Source organism: Promicromonospora sp. MEB111 (assembly GCF_030209445.1).
Classification (GTDB): domain Bacteria; phylum Actinomycetota; class Actinomycetes; order Actinomycetales; family Cellulomonadaceae; genus Promicromonospora.
In genome coordinates this window covers 81,069-97,036 of sequence record NZ_JARVSD010000010.1, presented here as the reverse complement: position 1 = coordinate 97,036, position 15,968 = coordinate 81,069, and the positions used below count along the sequence as shown (strand labels likewise).

The window sequence follows — 15,968 nt, the reverse complement described above, 5'->3', positions numbered from 1 at the left end:
CCCAGGGTCTCGCTAGCCCCAGAGGGACTCGTCCGCCGACCGGCGGCGCGCGGTGAGCGCGGTCATGCGGCGCATGTGGTGGCGGCGGCACAGCACCTCGTACGCGACCTCGGCGAGGCCGACGTCGCCGATCACCACCTGCTCACCCTCGGTGACCATGATCCCGTCCACGGTGCGCGCGTTGTGCGTGGCGCGCGCACCGCACCAGCACAGCGACTGCACCTGGAGCAGCTCGACACGGTCGGCGAGCTCGATGAGGCGGGCGGAGCCGGGGAAGAGCCGGGTGCGGAAGTCGGTGGTGATGCCGAAGGCGAAGATGTCGATCTCCGTCTCGTCGACCAGCCGGGCGAGCTGCTCCACCTGCGCGGGCGAGTAGAACTGCGCCTCGTCGCACACGAGGTAGTCGACGGCCTCGCCGCCGGCGCGCCGGCCGCTGATCTCGACCCAGAAGTCGGTGTCGTCGGTCACCTCGACGGCCGCGACCTCCAGGCCCAGCCGGCTGGAGACCCGGTCCGCGCCCGCCCGGTCGCCCCGGCTGAAGATGAGCCCCTCGCGCCCGCGGGCGCGGAAGTTGTGGTCGGTCTGCAGGGCGAGCGTGGACTTGCCGGAGTCCATGGTCCCGGAGAAGAAGACGAGCTGGGCCACGAGAGCTTCCTAGGAGAGGGCGGTCAGGAACGGCACGAGCATCTCGTGCGGCGTGAGCGAGCCGTGCACGCCGGGCAGCGCCCGCGCGTTCGCGGAGTGCACCCGGGAGTCGACGACGGTGGCGGCGCCGGTCATCGCCACGACCACGTCCCCGATCGCGGGCAGCACGTGCTCGGCGACCGGCCCGAACCAGCCGTCGGCCACGGCCCGCTCCCGCAGCACGACCAGGGCGTGGTCGCCCAGCCGCTCGGTCCACCGGGCCGCGACGTCGGCCGGGTCGGTGCCCGGCTCGGTGTAGACGTGCAGGGCGCGCGGCTCACCGCCCACCATCGCCACGCCGGGGTGCAGCGCCGGGTCGGTCGCGACGTCCCACTGGGTGGTCAGGTCGGCCGTGATCTGGCCGTGGTCGGCCGTGACCAGCACCAGGGTGCCGCGCGGCACGCTGCGCAGCAGGCGGCGCAGCTCCCGGTCGGTGGCCTCCAGCGCGTCGCCCCACTGCCAGGAGTCCCAGCCGAAGCCGTGGCCGGTCTTGTCGACGTCGCCCTGGTACAGGTACACCAGGCTCTGCCCGGTGCCGGCCGGGCCGGCCGGCCGGCGCAGCGCCGCGACGGTGGCGTCCACGCGCTGCTCGAACGTCTCGGCGGCCACGTGGGCGGGGCCGCGCAGCGCGGCCTGGCTCATGCCGGAACCCGCGAACTTCCGCGGGCCGGGGGCCACCACCCGCGTGCCGGCGGCGGCGAGCGTCTCCAGGACGGTGGGCTCGCGCTGCACGTCGGCGGGGTCGCCGAGGTCGCGCCACTGCACCACCGCGGCCAGCTTCCCGGTCTCCGGGTTGCGCTGCGTGTAGCCGAGCATGCCCGTGAGCCCCGGCGCGGTGCCGGTCCCGAGGATGCTCAGGCCCGCGGCCGTCGTGGACGGGAAGCTGGAGGTGAGCGTGGCGGCGTCCTCGCCCCGCTCGCGCAGGAGGCCGCGCAGGAACGGCGCGTGGCCCCCGCGCTCGGCGAGGTTGCGGATGCCGAGCCCGTCCACCAGCACGACGACCACGCGGTCGGCGTCGGGCAGGCCGAGGGCCGCACGGCAGCCGGCCGCGGTCAGGCCCGTGGCCGTGGTGAGGTCGTGGCCCAGCGCGCCCGCCGCGGCGGGCAGCACCGCGGCGAGGCTCGCGGTGTCGTAGGACGGCGCGACGAACCCCTCGGGGAGGTGCGGAGCGCTCACGCAGACGTGGCCCGGGACAGTGCCCGGGCGAAGTCGACGGCCGCCCGGACGGCGGCGTCGCCCTCGGCCTCGCCGGAGACGCGGACCACCACGTCGTCGGGCGTCACCTGGCCGGTCAGGCCGTGGTCGGCCGTGCAGTTCGGGTCCACGCAGGAGGCCGGCTCCAGGTCGACGCGCGAGACCGCGCCCCAGCCCACGGCGAGCGTGACCTCGCGCGTGGCCCCGCGCTGCGGGTACTGCGCCGGGTCCGCGATCACGTGGGTGAGCGCCACGGAGCGGATCTCGCGCACCGGCACCACCTCGGTGGTGGCGGACGCCGAGCCGGACCGGGCCGGGTCCTCCCCCGAGTGGTCGTCGACGTGCGCGGTGACCAGGCGGGTCGGGGTCAGCACCAGGACCGTGAGGTGGCGGCGCACCTCCGAGTCGAAGGTGGTCTCGGCCTGCACGAGGTGGGCCACCACCTCCTCGCCGGCCAGGGCCACGTCGAGCACGTCCGCGACGAGCTCCGGGTAGTAGCCGGCCCGGTGCAGGTGGGCGGTCAGGTCGTCACGGGCATCGGTAGGGGCATGGGGCACGAGGGGAATCATCCCATGAGAGGGGCTCTCGCCGTTAGCCCGGCAGCGCCCTGCGCAGGGCGTCCGTGCGGCGTTCGGCGGGGCGCAGCCGGATCGTGGCGTGCAGCACGGAGGCGCCCCGCTCCGCGACGGCCACGGGGTACAGCTCCACGGACGCGAGCTCGGGCAGGTCGTCGGCCATGACCGAGACGCGGGCCAGCACGTCCTCCAGCGCCGCGACGTCGGCGGCGGGCGCGCCCTGGTACCCGAACAGGCGGGGCGCGGCGCGCACGCCGCGCACCATCCGGGCCACGTCCACGTCGGTCAGCGGCGGCACGCCGTGGGTCACGTCGTCGAGCAGGTCGACGGCGTCGCCCGCCACGCCGAACGAGACCACGGGCCCGAACAGCTCGTCCTCCACCGACCGCACCACGCACGCCACGCCCGTGGGGGCCATGGCCTGCACCTCCAGCACCGGGTCGGGTGCAGGCAGCAGGGCCGACGCCGCGGCGAGCATGCGCTCGGCGTCCTCGGTCAGGTCCTCGGCGTCGGCGATGTCGAGCCGCACGCCGCCCAGGTCGGCGCGGTGCCGCAGCGCGGGCGAGGCGATCTTGAGCGCCACCGGCCAGCCCAGCTCCTGCGCGGCGGCCACCGCCTCCTGCGGCGTGCGCACGCTCCGGGAGCCCCACAGGGACAGGCCGTAGCAGGCCAGCAGCTCGGTCGCCTCCTCCTGGTCCAGGACCGTCCCGTCGGGGTGCCGGCCGAGCAGCGACTCGACGAGGGTGCGCGCCTGGGTGCGGGCCACGCCGTCGGACACGCCCTCCCGCAGGGCCGGGCGGACCGGGCTGCCGTGGTCCTGGGTGCGCCACCGCGCGTAGCGCACCACCTCCCCGAGGGCCCAGACGGCGTCCTCGGGCGTGGAGAAGGCGGGCAGGCGGACCTCGCGCCCGTCGTGGCTCGCCGCGAGCTCGTCGGGCATGCCGTGCAGGCCCAGCGCGCTGACCACGGTGGTGCGGCCCGTGCGGGCCGCGGCCGCGGCCACGGCGCGGGCCATCGCCTCGGTGCGCGGCAGCACCACGGGCACGGAGACCATGACGACGGCGTCGCACGCGTCCGGCGCGTAGAGGGCGTCGACGGCGGCGGCGATCTCGTCGTCGGGCGCCCCGGCCGACAGCGACTCCGGCGGCCCGACGACGGTCAGGCCCGCCGCCGCGACGGCGTCGGCCACGAGCGCGGCGAGCGACGGCGAGCTGGCAAGGATGCCCACCCGGCCGCCCGCCGGCAGCGGCTGGTGCGCCAGCACCTGTGCGACGTCCATGAGCTGGTGCGTGTTCTCCGCGCGGATCACGCCGGACTGCCGCAGCACCTCGTCGAGCATCCGGCGCGGGGCGCGCGTGGCGCGCACGGTGTGCCCGGGCGGCACCACGCTGCCGTGGCGCCCCGCCACGACCACGACCACGGGCTTGACGAGCGCGAGGCGGCGGGCGATGCGCGAGAACTTGCGCGGGTTGCCGAGCGTCTCCAGGTACAGGCACACGACGTCGGTGTGGGGGTCGTCCTGCCAGTACTGCATGACGTCGTTGCCGGACACGTCCGCCCGGTGCCCCGCCGACACCAGCGTGGACAGGCCCAGGCCGCGCCGTTTGACGGTCTCGGCCGCCGTCACGGCGGTCGGCGCGCTCTGGCTGAACAGGCCCACCCGCCCGGCGCGCGGGGCGGTCAGGGCGAGGCTGGCGCGCAGACGCGCGCCCGGCACGTTGGTGAGCAGGCCGTAGCTCGCCGGGCCCACCACGCGCATCCCCTCGCCGTGCGCGGTGCGCAGCAGCTCCCGGCGGCGGGCCACACCGGCGGGCCCGGCCTCGGCCCAGCCCGCCGACAGCACGACCACGCCGTGCGCGCCCGTGCCGCGCAGGCGGCGGACGGCGTCGATCACCTCGTCGGGCGGGGCGGCGACGACGGCGAGGTCGATGCCGTGGGGGGTGCCGGCGCCGTTGCTGCCGCCGCTGGTGCCGCCGTTGCTGCTCTCCGGGGCGAGGTCCGCCCAGGTCACGTCGTCGCCGAGCACGAGGAGCTCGGTGTCGCCGGGGTCGGCGGCGTGGGCCTCGCGGACGCGGGCGACGAGCAGGTGGTCGATGTCCGGGGCGTCGGCGGTGCCGGCGTCGGCAGGGCCGACCAGGAGCACCCGCCGCGCCGAGAGCAGGCCCTGCATGGAGCGGGCCTCGGTACGGTGCTCGCGGTCGGCCATCACCTCCCGGGACCGGTCGGTCGGGTCGAGGTCGACCGAGACGCTCACCACGCCGTCGTCCAGGTGCTGCTCGACGTCGTAGCCCGCCTCGCGGAACACGCCCAGCATCGCGCGGTTCTGGGGCAGCACCTCGGCGATGAACCGGTGCACGCCCCGCTCGCGCGCCGCCGCGGCGATGTGCTCCAGGAGGACCGAGCCGAGGCCCTGGCCCTGGAGCGCGTCCGCGATGTTGAACGCGACCTCGGCGGTGCGCCGCCCCGGCTGGTCGTCGGTCACGTCGTAGCGCGTGACGCCGACGATGTCCTCGCGGCCGGCGCCGTCGTCGTCCGTACCCGGCCGGACCGCGACGAGCGCCGCGCGGCGTACGTGGTCCACCGTGACGAGCTGGGTGAGCAGCCGCTCCGGGATGCGCTGCAGCGCGGCGAAGAACCTCAGGTAGGTGGAGCGCTCGGACTGGGCCATCTGGAAGCGCTGGAGCGCGTCGGCGTCCTCGGGGCGGATGGGGCGCACGTGCGCGGTCGAGCCGTCGCGCAGCACCACGTCGGCCTCCCACTCGACGGGGTAGCCGGTCGCGTAGGGCGAGCGCACCGTGCCCACCTTCCGGTCGGCCCGTTCTGGCTGGTCCACGGGACAAGGCTAACGACCCCGCGGGAGGTGCCGCCGTACCGGGGCGGCAGCCCGCTGGTCAGCCCTCTGGTCTGCCCTCTGGTCTGCCCGTCGGTCAGCCCACCAGGACCATGCCCACGAGCAGCATCACGGCGAAGCCCACGAGCACGAGGCGCTGGCGCCGGTTGGGGCCCGACGCCGTCAGGATCGCCGCGACGGCGGGACCCGCCCCGAGCAGGAGCCATGCGCCGACGGCCGGCGCCACGTTCACGGCGACGGCGCCGACGGCGACGACCACCAGGCCGTGCACCACGCCGAGCCCGACCCGCATCGCGACCACGATGTGCAGCACCGCGGCGAGGATCGCCAGGCCGGCCCACATGGTGATGCCCTGCTCCAGGCAGCCCCACTCCTGCTCGGCGCACCGCCAGGACTGCATCCACCACGTGACCAGGGCGCCGAGCACCAGGACGGGCACCACGCTGAGCCCGACCACACCGTAGGCGAGGCCGATCCGGGCCAGCCAGCCCGGGACGGTCGTCGACCTGCTGACCAGCGGCAATTCGGGCATACCTGAATACTGCCAGGTGGGACGAGGTCTGTGCACACGGCTCGGCGATGACCTGGTGAGACGTCCGTGAAGAGCCTCCTGTGCGGAGGGCGTGTGCGCGACCTGGAGTGTGGGTGGCGCGAGGTACGGTTTGCCTGTCCCCGTCCAGCCCCAGAGCCCAGGAGCCCCACGAACCATGGCGCGCAAGCCGTCGCAGCCGCTCGACGAGAGCGAGATCCACGAGAAGGTCGTGGACATCGACGTCGCCTCGGAGATGGAGGCCTCGTTCCTCGAGTACGCCTACTCCGTCATCTACTCGCGGGCGCTCCCCGATGCGCGCGACGGCCTCAAGCCGGTGCAGCGACGCATCCTCTACATGATGTCGGACATGGGGCTGCGGCCCGACCGCGCGCACGTGAAGTCGTCGCGCGTGGTGGGCGAGGTCATGGGAAAGCTGCACCCGCACGGTGACGCCCCGATCTACGACGCGCTCGTGCGCCTGGCGCAGGACTTCTCGCTGCGGCTGCCGCTCGTGGACGGGCACGGCAACTTCGGCTCGCTCGACGACGGCCCCGCCGCCCCCCGGTACACCGAGGCGCGGCTCGCGGCGCCGTCGATGGCGATGACCACCGGGCTCGACGAGAACGTCGTGGACTTCGTGCCGAACTACGACAACAAGCTCACCCAGCCCGAGGTGCTGCCCGCCGCGATCCCGAACCTGCTGGTCAACGGCGCGTCCGGCATCGCGGTCGGCATGGCCACGAACATGGCGCCGCACAACCTCGTCGAGGTCGTCTCGGCGGCACAGCACCTGATCAAGAACCCCGAGGCCACGCTGGAGGACCTGCAGCGGTTCGTGCCCGGGCCGGACCTGCCCACGGGCGGCAAGATCGTCGGGCTGGAGGGCGTGCGCGACGGCTACCGCACCGGCCGCGGCAGCTTCCGCACCCGCGCCACCGCACGGATCGAGAACGTGACCCCGCGCCGCAAGGGCATCGTCGTCACCGAGCTGCCGTACCTGGTGGGGCCGGAGAAGGTGATCGAGAAGATCGCCGACGGCGTCAAGGCCAAGCGCATCCAGGGCGTGGCCAACGTCCAGGACCTCACCGACCGCACGCACGGCCTGCGCCTCGTGATCGAGGTCAAGACCGGCTTCGACCCCGACGCCGTGCTGGAGCAGCTCTACCGCGTCACGCCGCTCGAGGACTCGTTCGGCATCAACAACGTGGCCCTTGTCGACGGCCAGCCGCGCACGCTCGGCCTGCTCGAGATGCTGCGGGTCTGGGTGGACCACCGCATCCTGGTGGTCCGCCGCCGCTCGCAGTACCGCCTGGACAAGCGCCTGGAGCGGCTGCACCTGGTGGACGGCCTGCTCATCGCGATCGTCGACATCGACGAGGTCATCCAGGTGATCCGCTCGTCCGACGACGCCGCCATCGCCCGCGACCGGCTGCGCGAGATCTTCGACCTGTCCGAGCCGCAGGCCTCCTACATCCTCGACCTGCAGCTGCGCCGGCTGACCAAGTTCTCCCGCATCGAGCTGGAGAAGGAGGCCGAGGAGCTGCGCCGCGAGATCGCGGAGCTGGAGCAGATCCTCGGCGACGAGAAGCTGCTGCGCCGCCTCGTGAGCACCGAGATGGGCGAGGTGGCCAAGACCTACGGCACGCCGCGCCGCACCGTGCTGCTCGACGCCGCGGGCGGGTCCGTCGGCTCGGTGGCCGTCGCCCCCGCGAACGGGCGCAAGAAGAACGTGGAGCCGATCGACCTGCAGATCAAGGACCAGCCCACCCGCGTGGTGCTGTCCGCCACCGGCCTGCTGGCCCGGCTCCCCGACGACGTCCCGGTGCCGCGCGAGGGCAACCGCGCCGCGCACGACGCCCTGCGGGGCGACGCCGCGGCGTCCACCCGCGGCCACGTGGGCCTCGTGACGTCCGCCGGCCGGATGCTGCGCATCTCCGTGCTCGACCTGCCCTCGCTCCCGCCGACGGACGGCGCGCCCTCGCTGTCCGGCGGCATCCCGGTCAGCGAGCTCGTGGAGCTGGAGCGCGGCGAGAGCGTGCTCGCGGTGACGGGGCTCGGCGCCGACGCGCCGACCGTCGCCGTCGGGACGGCGCAGGGCGTCGTCAAGCGCGTCGCGCCGTCCGACGCCCCGGCCAAGGGCGACGAGTGGCCCGTCATCGCGCTCAAGGACGGCGACACCGTGGTCGGTGCCGCCGTCGTGGCCGACGACGACGAGCTGGTCTTCGTGGCCGACGACACCTCGCTGCTGCACTTCCCGGCGTCGTCCGTGCGCCCGCAGGGCCGCGCGGCCGGCGGCATGGCGGGCATCAAGCTCGCCGAGGGCGGGCGGGCCGTGTTCTTCGGCGCGGTCCCGGCCGGGGTCGACGCGACCGTCGTGACGATCGCCGGCGCCGGTGACGCGCTGCCCGGGATCGAGCCGGGCGCGGGCAAGGTGACGCCGTTCGCGCTGTACCCGGGCAAGGGCCGGGCGACCGGCGGCGTCCGGTCGCAGCGGCTCCTGAAGGGCGAGGACGGCCTGATCCTGGCCTGGGTCGGCGCCACTCCCCCGCGTGCGCTCGGCGCCGGCGGCCAGCCGGTCGACCTGCCCGAGGTGGACCAGCGCCGGGACGGCTCCGGGACGCCGATCGCGGTGCCGGTCGCGGTCATCGGGTGATCTCGGGAGAGTAGTTCTGTGGGAGGTGTCGATTCCGGCGCGGCTCGCCCGTCCAAGGCGTGTCAACATCCCACGAACGAGGAGCTTGTCATGACCGACACCTGGGTCTTCCTGATCCGCGAGAACGACTGGGACTCGGACGCGTACCTCCCCGAGAACATGGGGGGCCGCGACCTGTCCGAGGACGAGGACATGGCCGCGCACCAGCGCTTCGGCGACGCTGTGGCCGCGCTCGGGGCGAAGATCACCGGCAGCAACGCCCTGCAGAACGCCAAGTACGGCGGATGGGTCGCCGCCGGCGCGGGCGGCGGCGAGCCGGTGTACACCGATGCCCCGTTCACGGACACAAACGAGGTGATCACCGGTTACTACGAGATCGAGTGCGACGAGGCCACCGCCCGCAAGATCGCCGGGCTCGTGCCGAGCTCGAACACGGTCGAGTGGCGCAAGGTCGTGCAGTTCGGCTCCTGAGTGCCGATCGATCCCGCGGCGTTCCGCACCGCCTGGCCCCAGGTGGTGCGGTCGCTCGCGGTGACCACCCGCAGCCTGGACCACGGTGAGGAGTACGCCGCCGAGGCCTTCGCGCGCGCCGCCGCCCAGCCTGACGGCACCATCGACGACCTCGTGGGCTGGTGCGTGCAGGTCGGCCGCCGCACCTGGCTCGACGCGCTGCGCCACCAGGGGGTGTTCGACCGGATCCAGCCCCAGCTCGCTCGCCCGGAGGTGGCCGACGTGGACGCGCCGCACGCCCCGGGCGACGAGCTGGACGACCGCCTCGCGCTGCTCTTCGTCGCCTGCGACGACGCCCTCGCGCCCGGCGCACAGCTGGTGCTGGCGATGCGTGTGGTCTGCGGGCTCACGATCCGGCAGATCGCGGAACACCTCGGCATCGCCGAGGCGACCGCAGCCGCCCGGCTCACCCGCGCCAAGTCCGCGCTGGCCCGGGCGCGGGACGAGTTCGCCGTGCCCGACGGGGCCGCGCGGGCAGTGCGGCTGCCCGTGGTGCTCGGGTGTGTGGCCGGACTGTTCACCGTGGGTCAGCGGGAAGAGCTGCAGCCCGAGGACGCGACGCGGGATCCGGCCCGTGACGCGCTGACGCTCGCCGAGGCACTGGTCGCGGAGTACCCGGACGACCCCGAGGTGCTCGGCCTGCGCGCGGTCTGCCGGCTCGGCCTGGCCCGGCGGCCCGGCCGGGTGCGCGACGGCGTGGCGCTCCCCCTCGACGAGGTGGACCGGTCGGCGTGGGACCGGCGGCTGCTGCGCGCCGGGCTCGGCGACGCCACGACCGCGCTCACGTGGTCGACGTCCCCCGGGGCACCCGAGTCGCCCGGCCGCTTCGTGCTGGAAGCCGCGATCTCCGGCGTGCACGCCACGGCACCGGACGCCGCCGGCACGGACTGGCCGCGGCTGGCCCAGCTCTACGACGCGCTGGCGGGCACCTGGCCGTCCCCGGCGACGCGCGTCGCCCGGCTGGTGGTACTCGGCCGGCTGGCGCTGCGCGACGGCGGCGATCTCGTCCCGGTCGAGCGCGAGCTCGAGGCGCTGGTCGCGGACGGCCCGCCGTACGCCGCCCGCGACGCGAGCCTCACGCTCGCCGACCTGGCCCGCCGGACCGGCCGCACCGACGAGGCCGCCGGCCGGTACCGCGAGCTGCTCGACGTGGTGCCCGAGGGCCCGTTGCGCGAGTTCTGTCGCCGGTACGCGGGGTGACGGGGCGGCGACGGGCAGCGTCCGGAACCCGAAATCCCCTCAGCCGATGTCGGTGTCCGGTGGTTGACTCCAGCGCATGACCGACGACCTGACCTACGAGTTCTCCGCCGACCCCGCCCGCATCGACGCCACGCGCGTGCACGAGCTCGTCTCCCTGCACACCTACTGGGCGAAGGACCGCCCGCGCGAGGTGATGGACGCCGCCATCGCGGGCTCCCGGCCCTACGGCGTCTACCGGCGGGACACGGGCGAGCAGGTCGGGTTCGCCCGCGTGGTGACCGACCGCGCGACGTTCGCGTGGCTCGCCGACGTCATCGTCGACCCGGACCTGCGCGGGCAGGGCATCGGAAAGCTGCTGGTCGCAGGCGTCGTCGCCGAGCTCGACCAGCTCAGCGGCCTGCGCCGGACGATCCTCGCGACGGCCGACGCCCACGGGCTGTACGAGCAGTTCGGCTGGACGCCGGTCACCGAGGAGTACACATGGATGGAACGCCCCGGCAGCGCCGCCGGCGCGCCGGCACCTCAACCAGGAGCAGCCACATGAGCCTGTCCGTCGAGATCGGTGACCTCACGCGCGTCGAGGCCGACGCCGTCGTCAACGCCGCCAACGCCCTGCTCCTGGGCGGCGGCGGGGTCGACGGCGCGATCCACGCAGCCGCCGGACCCCGCCTCCTGGAGGCCTGCCGACGGCTCAGGAACACGACGCACCGCGACGGCCTGGCCGTGGGCGACGCCGTCGCCACCCCCGCGTTCGACCTGCCCGCGTCCTGGGTGATCCACACGGTCGGGCCGAACCTCCATCGCGGCCAGGACGACCCGGCCCTGCTCGCGTCGTGCTTCGCGCGGTCGCTCGACGTCGCCGCCGAGCTCGACCTGCGCTCGGTCGCGTTCCCGGCGGTGAGCGCGGGCGCCTACGGCTGGCCGGTGTCCGACGTCGCGCGCATCGCCGTGGTGACCGCCCGGAACTGGCTCGCCGAGCACTCCGAGGCGGACCTGCAGGACGTGCGGTTCGTCGTGATCGACGAGCGCGTCCGGCGGGCGTTCGACGACGTGCTCAGCTCGTGAGCAGCTTGCGCAGCTCCTCCGGCGTCGTCGCGACCGCCGCCGCGCCCGCCGCCTCCAGCTCCCCGGGCGCGGCGTAGCCCCAGGTCACGCCCACGGTCGCGACGCCGTGGTGGGCGGCCGCGTGCACGTCGTGCTCGCGGTCGCCCACCATGACGACCTGCGCGACGTCGGCCCCGAGGGCCACCACGTGCTCCACCGCCCGCTCCACCACGACCTCCTTGCCCTGCACCAGGCCGGCCGCCTCCGCGACGGCGCCGTGCACGCCGTCGAGCCCGCCCTCGAGGTAGCCGTCCAGCCCGAAGTGCTCCACGATCTGCCGCGCGTAGTGCTCGGGCTTGGCCGTCGCGACCAGGAGCGTCAGCCCGGCCTCCCGGAGCCCCGCGAGCGCCTCCGGGATGCCGGGGATCACCGAGTTGTCGAACATGCCGTGCACCTCGAAGTCGCTTCGGTAGGCGGCGATCACGGCGGTGGCGTCGGCGTCGGACAGGCCGATCCGGGTCATGCTCGCCCCCAGGGGCGGGCCCACGAAGGTGCGCAGGACCTCGTCGGAGGGGATGTCGAAGCCGGCGTTCGTGAAGCCGGTGCGCAGCGACGCGATGATGCCGGGCGCCGAGTCGGTGAGGGTGCCGTCGAGGTCGAGCAGGACGTGCGTGGTACGGGCTGGGAGCGAGAGAGTCACCCGGCGAGCGTGCCACAGGTTCAGTGGTGCCCGTGGTGCGCGTCCGCGCCGGGAGGCAGGTCCGGCCCGGTGCCCCCGACGTCGGGCTCCCCGCCGCCCTCGCCGGACCCGTGAGCGCCGTGCCCCGCGTCGCCGTCGTGCTCGGGCACCGTTCCCGGCTCCTGCCCCGGCTCGACGACGACGAACTGCCCCATCATCCCCTCGTCCTCGTGCAGCAGCATGTGGCAGTGGAACATGTAGGGCACGTCCGGGTCGGTGTAGTCCTCGAACCGCATGAGCAGCCGGTAGGTGCGGTTCGGTTCCAGGTAGACGGTGTCCTTGGGCCCGGCGAGCTCGGGGGGCGGCGGGTCGCCGTCGACGGACAGGACGCGGAACTGGACGTCGTGCACGTGGAAGCTGTGCGGCATCGGCACGATGCTGCGCACCTCCCACACCTCGGTGTCGCCGACGGTGACGGCCTCGTCGATCCGTCCCATGTCCATGGTCTGCCCGTTGATGCGCCGGTCGTCGAGCTCGAAGGTGCGCGTCACGGCCACGTCCTCCTCGTGCAGCGCGTCCTGCGCGGCGTGGGCGGACGGCGTCCAGGCGGGCTCGGGCGACGGCGCGAGCCGGTCGGCGGCCCGCAGCTCCAGCACGTCGAACGCGTCGTTGCCGCCCATCGCGAACGGGACGACGACGCCGCCCAGGTCGGCCTCGAACGAGTGCAGGCGCGTGGACTCCCCCGGCGCCATGCGCACGACGACCTCGGCGCGCTCGCCGGGCGCGAGCCGCACCTGCTCCAGCCGGACCGGGGCGTCGAGCAGCCCGCCGTCGGTCGCGACCAGGTCCATCTCCCGGTCCGGGAAGCCGAGCTGGTAGGTGCGCGCCGTCGACCCGTTGAGCAGGCGCAGGCGCACCCGCTCCGTGGTCACCTCGTGGTACGCGCCCACGGTGCCGTTGGCCAGCACGATCCCGCCGAGCGTGCCGGGCTCGCTGCCGCTGTCGTCGAGCTCGAGCTGGCCGTCGTCGTCGAGGGTCTTGTCCTGCACGATGACGGGCACGTCGTCGACGCCGTACTCCTGGGGCAGGTCGGCGCCGCGGGACGCGTCGTCGTCCAGGAGGAACAGGCCTGCCAGGCCGCGGTAGACGTGCTTCTCCGTGGCGCCGTGCGGGTGCGGGTGGTACCAGAGCGTGGCGGCGGGCTGGTCGATCCGCCAGGTCGGGCGCCAGGTGGCGCCCGGCTCGACCTCCTGGTGCGGCCCGCCGTCCATGGCGGCGGGCAGGTGCATGCCGTGCCAGTGCACGCTGGTCGGCTCGGCCAGGTCGTTGGTGACCTCGACGGCGACGCGTTCGCCGCGCTCGGCCCGCAGGGTCGGCCCCAGGTAGGAGCCGTCGAAACCCCAGGTGCGCGTCTCGACGCCGGGCAGGAGCTCGCTGGTGCCCTCCTGTGCCGTCAGGGAGAAGACACGCGTGCCGTCCACGACCCGCGACGGCGCCAGGGGCGGGATCGCGAGCTCGTTCGTGAACTCCACCTCGTCCACCGGGGTGACCGAGCCGGGAACCAGGGCGCAGCCCGCGAGCGCGAGCAGCGGTGCGGCGAGGGCTGCGAGCCCGGCGACGCCGCGCCTCATCGGACACCCCCGCGCAGCCGCTGCACGCCCGCGGCGGCGATGCCCGCGAGCGCGCCCCACATCGTGTCGAAGGCCAGGGCCGGGACGAGGGTCCACGCCGGGCCGCCGCCCGGGCCGCCGAACCCCGAGAGCACCGGGACCAGCGTGCCGATCGCCGTGGCGACCAGCCCGTAGGCCAGACCGGTCAGGGTCAGGGTGAGCACGGGGCGGGGCACGCGGCCCAGCCCGACGACGCCGATCCAGACGGCGGCGGTGATGCCGATGATCGCGAGCGCCCGGGGTCCGCCGCTGCCGAGCGCACCGGTCAGGCCGGTGAGGGGCCAGAGCAGGGCCAGCGCGGACAGGCCGGCGACAAGGGTCCACGAGACGGCGGCGGGTTCGGCGGGTACGGGCCGGCCGGGAAGGTGTGGTGAGGTCATGCCCCGACGGTGCCCGCCGGGCCCACCTCGCCACATCGGCCCGGGATCGTCTCCTGGTGTCGCCCGGAGGCGACACGACCCTGAGACCGTGGTCTGATGCCTCAGGGGCGGGCCGTCCGTAGGGTGTCGGTGTGCCCGAGCAGAGCGAGGTCCCGCGGACCGTCGACCCACGCGTGACCGTCGACCCGCGCGTCACCGACGTCGCCCTGGCGATCGCCATGGCGCTGGTGGTCGCCGTCGTCATCGCCGCGGACCCCGACGCCCCGGCGCACGCCGGGCCGGGGGCGTACCTGTTCGCGGTGGGTTTCGGGGCGCTGGTCCTGCTGCGGCGCCGGATACCGCGCACGATGGTCGTGCTCACGGTGCTGGGCGTCTTCGCCTACTACACGTTCCAGTTCGCGCCCATCGGCATGGCGCTGCCGGCGGTCGCGGCGCTGTACTCGGCCGCGGAGATGCGCCGTACCGGCTGGGCGATCGGCGGGGGCGCCGTGCTGGTCGCCGTCGCGACGTACTACCGGGTGACGGGCACCGCGGAGGAGTACCTGGCGCCGTACGACCTGGTCACGAACCTCGCGCTGGTCGCGGCGGCGATCGCGCTGGGCGTCGCGGTGCGCCTCTCGCGGGAGGCGCGCGTGCACGAGGCGCACGAGGCCGAGCAGCGGCTGCAGGCGGAGCGGCTGCGCATCGCGCGGGACCTGCACGACGTGGTGGGGCACAACCTGTCGGTGATCGCGCTGCACTCGGGTGTCGCCGCGGAGGCGGTGGGGCGGGACGACGACGCGGCCCGGGGCGCGCTCCACCACGTGCGGGAGGCGACGTCGGGCACGCTGCGCGAGCTGCGCTCGACGGTGCGGGTGCTGCGCGCGCCGCTGGACGCCACCGCAGGTCCGGCAGGCCGAGGCCCGGGCGCGCCCGACGCCGGGTCACCCGAGGTGACGCCGACCGGCCTGGCGGGAGTGGAGGCCCTGGCGAGGTCGGCACGGGCCACCGGCCTGTCGGTCGAGGTGACGCTCGACGTGCCGCCCGGCTCCCTCGACGGCTCGATCGACGCCGCCGCCTACCGGATCGTGCAGGAGTCCCTCACCAACGTGCTGCGGCACGCCGACGCCTCACGCGTGACCGTGTCCGCGCGGGTCACCGGCGCGCGCCTCGCGCTGCGCGTGTCCGACGACGGCCGGGGTGCCGGCCCGGACCTCGTCGCCGGCTCCGGGCTCTCCGGGATGCGCGAACGCGTCGCGCTGCTCGGTGGCACCCTGAGCGTGGGCGACGACCCGGACGGCGGGTTCCTCGTCGACGCCGACCTGCCCCTGCGACTGGAAGGTTGAGGCCGGCCCATGATCCGGATCGTGCTGGTGGACGACCAGGAGCTCGTGCGCGCGGGCCTGCGGGCCCTCGCGGAGAGCGACGGCGACATCACGGTGGTCGGCGAGGCCGCCGACGGGCTCGCGGGGGTCTCACGGGTGCGGGAGCTGCGCCCCGACGTCGTGCTGATGGACATCCGGATGCCCCGGCTGGACGGCCTGGCCGCGACCCGTGAGATCGTCGCGGACCCCGCGCTGGCGGGCACCCGCGTGCTGGTCCTGACCACGTTCGACGAGGACGAGCACGTCTTCGAGGCGGTCCGGTCGGGCGCGGCCGGCTACCTGCTCAAGGACGTGGCCCCGGCCGAGCTGCGCCGCGCCGTCCGCGTGGTCGCGGCGGGCGACGCACTGCTCGACCCGGCCGTGACCGCCACGGTGCTGCGGGCCGTCGCCGCCGGCCCGGCGCCCCGCACCGGGGACGACGATCGCCTGGCCGCGCTCACGGAGCGCGAGCGCGAGGTGCTGCAGCAGCTCGGCCGCGGCCTGACGAACGACGAGATCGCCGCCGAGCTCTACCTCAGCCCGGCTACCGCGCGCACGTACGTGAGCCGGCTGCTCGCCAAGCTCGGCGCGCGGGACCGGGCCGCCCTGGTGATCCTCGCCTACGAGACGGGCCTGGTCAGGGCACCCTGACC

General features: G+C 74.9%; 15 protein-coding genes. 7 read left to right on the top strand and 8 right to left on the bottom strand.

What is annotated here, in order from left to right:
• Window positions 1-12 precede the first annotated feature (12 nt).
• The 5 genes from QRN56_RS12250 to QRN56_RS12230 form a co-directional block, all read right to left on the bottom strand.
• A complete protein-coding gene (locus QRN56_RS12250) occupies window positions 13-645 on the bottom strand; it encodes a thymidine kinase (protein WP_285103576.1) in 633 nt (210 codons plus the stop codon).
• Between the two features lie 9 nt (window positions 646-654).
• Window positions 655-1,860 carry an alkaline phosphatase family protein gene (locus tag QRN56_RS12245; protein WP_285103575.1) on the bottom strand — a complete coding sequence of 402 codons (1,206 nt, stop codon included), beginning with the start codon at window positions 1,858-1,860 and terminating at the stop codon, window positions 655-657.
• Complete coding sequence (locus QRN56_RS12240; RefSeq protein WP_285103573.1) at window positions 1,857-2,435, bottom strand: DUF5998 family protein; 579 nt, start codon at window positions 2,433-2,435, stop codon at window positions 1,857-1,859. Before QRN56_RS12240 ends, QRN56_RS12245 begins: the two co-directional genes overlap by 4 nt.
• A gap of 34 nt (window positions 2,436-2,469) precedes the next feature.
• Window positions 2,470-5,286, bottom strand: a complete 2,817-nt coding sequence (locus QRN56_RS12235; RefSeq protein ID WP_285103571.1) for a GNAT family N-acetyltransferase — start codon at window positions 5,284-5,286, stop codon at window positions 2,470-2,472.
• A gap of 94 nt (window positions 5,287-5,380) precedes the next feature.
• Window positions 5,381-5,836, bottom strand: coding sequence for a hypothetical protein (locus QRN56_RS12230; RefSeq protein ID WP_285103569.1), 456 nt, complete (start codon window positions 5,834-5,836; stop codon window positions 5,381-5,383).
• Between the two features lie 175 nt (window positions 5,837-6,011).
• On the opposite strand from QRN56_RS12230, the gene QRN56_RS12225 reads away from it, so the two are divergent.
• The 5 genes from QRN56_RS12225 to QRN56_RS12205 all read left to right on the top strand — a co-directional run bounded on the left by QRN56_RS12225 (window position 6,012) and on the right by QRN56_RS12205 (window position 11,264).
• Window positions 6,012-8,489 carry a DNA gyrase/topoisomerase IV subunit A gene (locus QRN56_RS12225; RefSeq protein ID WP_285103567.1) on the top strand — a complete coding sequence of 826 codons (2,478 nt, stop codon included), beginning with the start codon at window positions 6,012-6,014 and terminating at the stop codon, window positions 8,487-8,489.
• 90 nt (window positions 8,490-8,579) lie between these two features.
• The gene (locus QRN56_RS12220; RefSeq protein WP_285103565.1) at window positions 8,580-8,960 is read left to right on the top strand and encodes a YciI family protein; all 381 of its coding nucleotides are present in this window, start codon (window positions 8,580-8,582) and stop codon (window positions 8,958-8,960) included.
• Window positions 8,961-10,199, top strand: a complete 1,239-nt coding sequence (locus QRN56_RS12215) for a DUF6596 domain-containing protein (protein ID WP_285103563.1) — start codon at window positions 8,961-8,963, stop codon at window positions 10,197-10,199.
• A 76-nt stretch (window positions 10,200-10,275) separates the two neighbouring features.
• On the top strand, window positions 10,276-10,743 hold the full coding sequence (locus QRN56_RS12210) for a GNAT family N-acetyltransferase (RefSeq protein ID WP_285103561.1): 468 nt from the start codon (window positions 10,276-10,278) through the stop codon (window positions 10,741-10,743).
• Window positions 10,740-11,264, top strand: coding sequence for an O-acetyl-ADP-ribose deacetylase (locus QRN56_RS12205; protein ID WP_285103559.1), 525 nt, complete (start codon window positions 10,740-10,742; stop codon window positions 11,262-11,264). Before QRN56_RS12210 ends, QRN56_RS12205 begins: the two co-directional genes overlap by 4 nt.
• Here QRN56_RS12205 and QRN56_RS12200 read toward each other — a convergent pair.
• The 3 genes from QRN56_RS12200 to QRN56_RS12190 are packed head-to-tail and all read right to left on the bottom strand — an operon-like array spanning window position 11,254 to window position 13,972.
• Window positions 11,254-11,943 (bottom strand): HAD hydrolase-like protein, encoded by a 690-nt coding sequence (locus QRN56_RS12200; RefSeq protein ID WP_285103557.1) that lies wholly within the window; start codon window positions 11,941-11,943, stop codon window positions 11,254-11,256. The genes QRN56_RS12205 and QRN56_RS12200 overlap by 11 nt on opposite strands.
• 20 nt (window positions 11,944-11,963) lie before the next feature.
• On the bottom strand, window positions 11,964-13,553 hold the full coding sequence (locus QRN56_RS12195; RefSeq protein WP_285103555.1) for a multicopper oxidase family protein: 1,590 nt from the start codon (window positions 13,551-13,553) through the stop codon (window positions 11,964-11,966).
• Window positions 13,550-13,972 (bottom strand): hypothetical protein, encoded by a 423-nt coding sequence (locus QRN56_RS12190; protein ID WP_285103553.1) that lies wholly within the window; start codon window positions 13,970-13,972, stop codon window positions 13,550-13,552. The genes QRN56_RS12195 and QRN56_RS12190 overlap by 4 nt, the downstream gene beginning before the upstream one ends.
• 131 nt (window positions 13,973-14,103) lie before the next feature.
• On the opposite strand from QRN56_RS12190, the gene QRN56_RS12185 reads away from it, so the two are divergent.
• A complete protein-coding gene (locus tag QRN56_RS12185) occupies window positions 14,104-15,297 on the top strand; it encodes a sensor histidine kinase (RefSeq protein ID WP_285103552.1) in 1,194 nt (397 codons plus the stop codon).
• Window positions 15,298-15,306: 9 nt separating this feature from the next.
• On the top strand, window positions 15,307-15,966 hold the full coding sequence (locus tag QRN56_RS12180; RefSeq protein ID WP_285103550.1) for a response regulator transcription factor: 660 nt from the start codon (window positions 15,307-15,309) through the stop codon (window positions 15,964-15,966).
• Window positions 15,967-15,968 lie beyond the last annotated feature (2 nt).

Coding starts and splice junctions, on each gene's coding strand:
- QRN56_RS12195 (WP_285103555.1), bottom strand. CDS start 13,553: ATGAGGCGCGGCGTCGCCGGGCTCGCAGCCCTCGCCGCACCGCTGCTC.
- QRN56_RS12225 (WP_285103567.1), top strand. CDS start 6,012: ATGGCGCGCAAGCCGTCGCAGCCGCTCGACGAGAGCGAGATCCACGAG.
- QRN56_RS12205 (WP_285103559.1), top strand. CDS start 10,740: ATGAGCCTGTCCGTCGAGATCGGTGACCTCACGCGCGTCGAGGCCGAC.
- QRN56_RS12210 (WP_285103561.1), top strand. CDS start 10,276: ATGACCGACGACCTGACCTACGAGTTCTCCGCCGACCCCGCCCGCATC.
- QRN56_RS12180 (WP_285103550.1), top strand. CDS start 15,307: ATGATCCGGATCGTGCTGGTGGACGACCAGGAGCTCGTGCGCGCGGGC.
- QRN56_RS12190 (WP_285103553.1), bottom strand. CDS start 13,972: ATGACCTCACCACACCTTCCCGGCCGGCCCGTACCCGCCGAACCCGCC.
- QRN56_RS12220 (WP_285103565.1), top strand. CDS start 8,580: ATGACCGACACCTGGGTCTTCCTGATCCGCGAGAACGACTGGGACTCG.
- QRN56_RS12230 (WP_285103569.1), bottom strand. CDS start 5,836: ATGCCCGAATTGCCGCTGGTCAGCAGGTCGACGACCGTCCCGGGCTGG.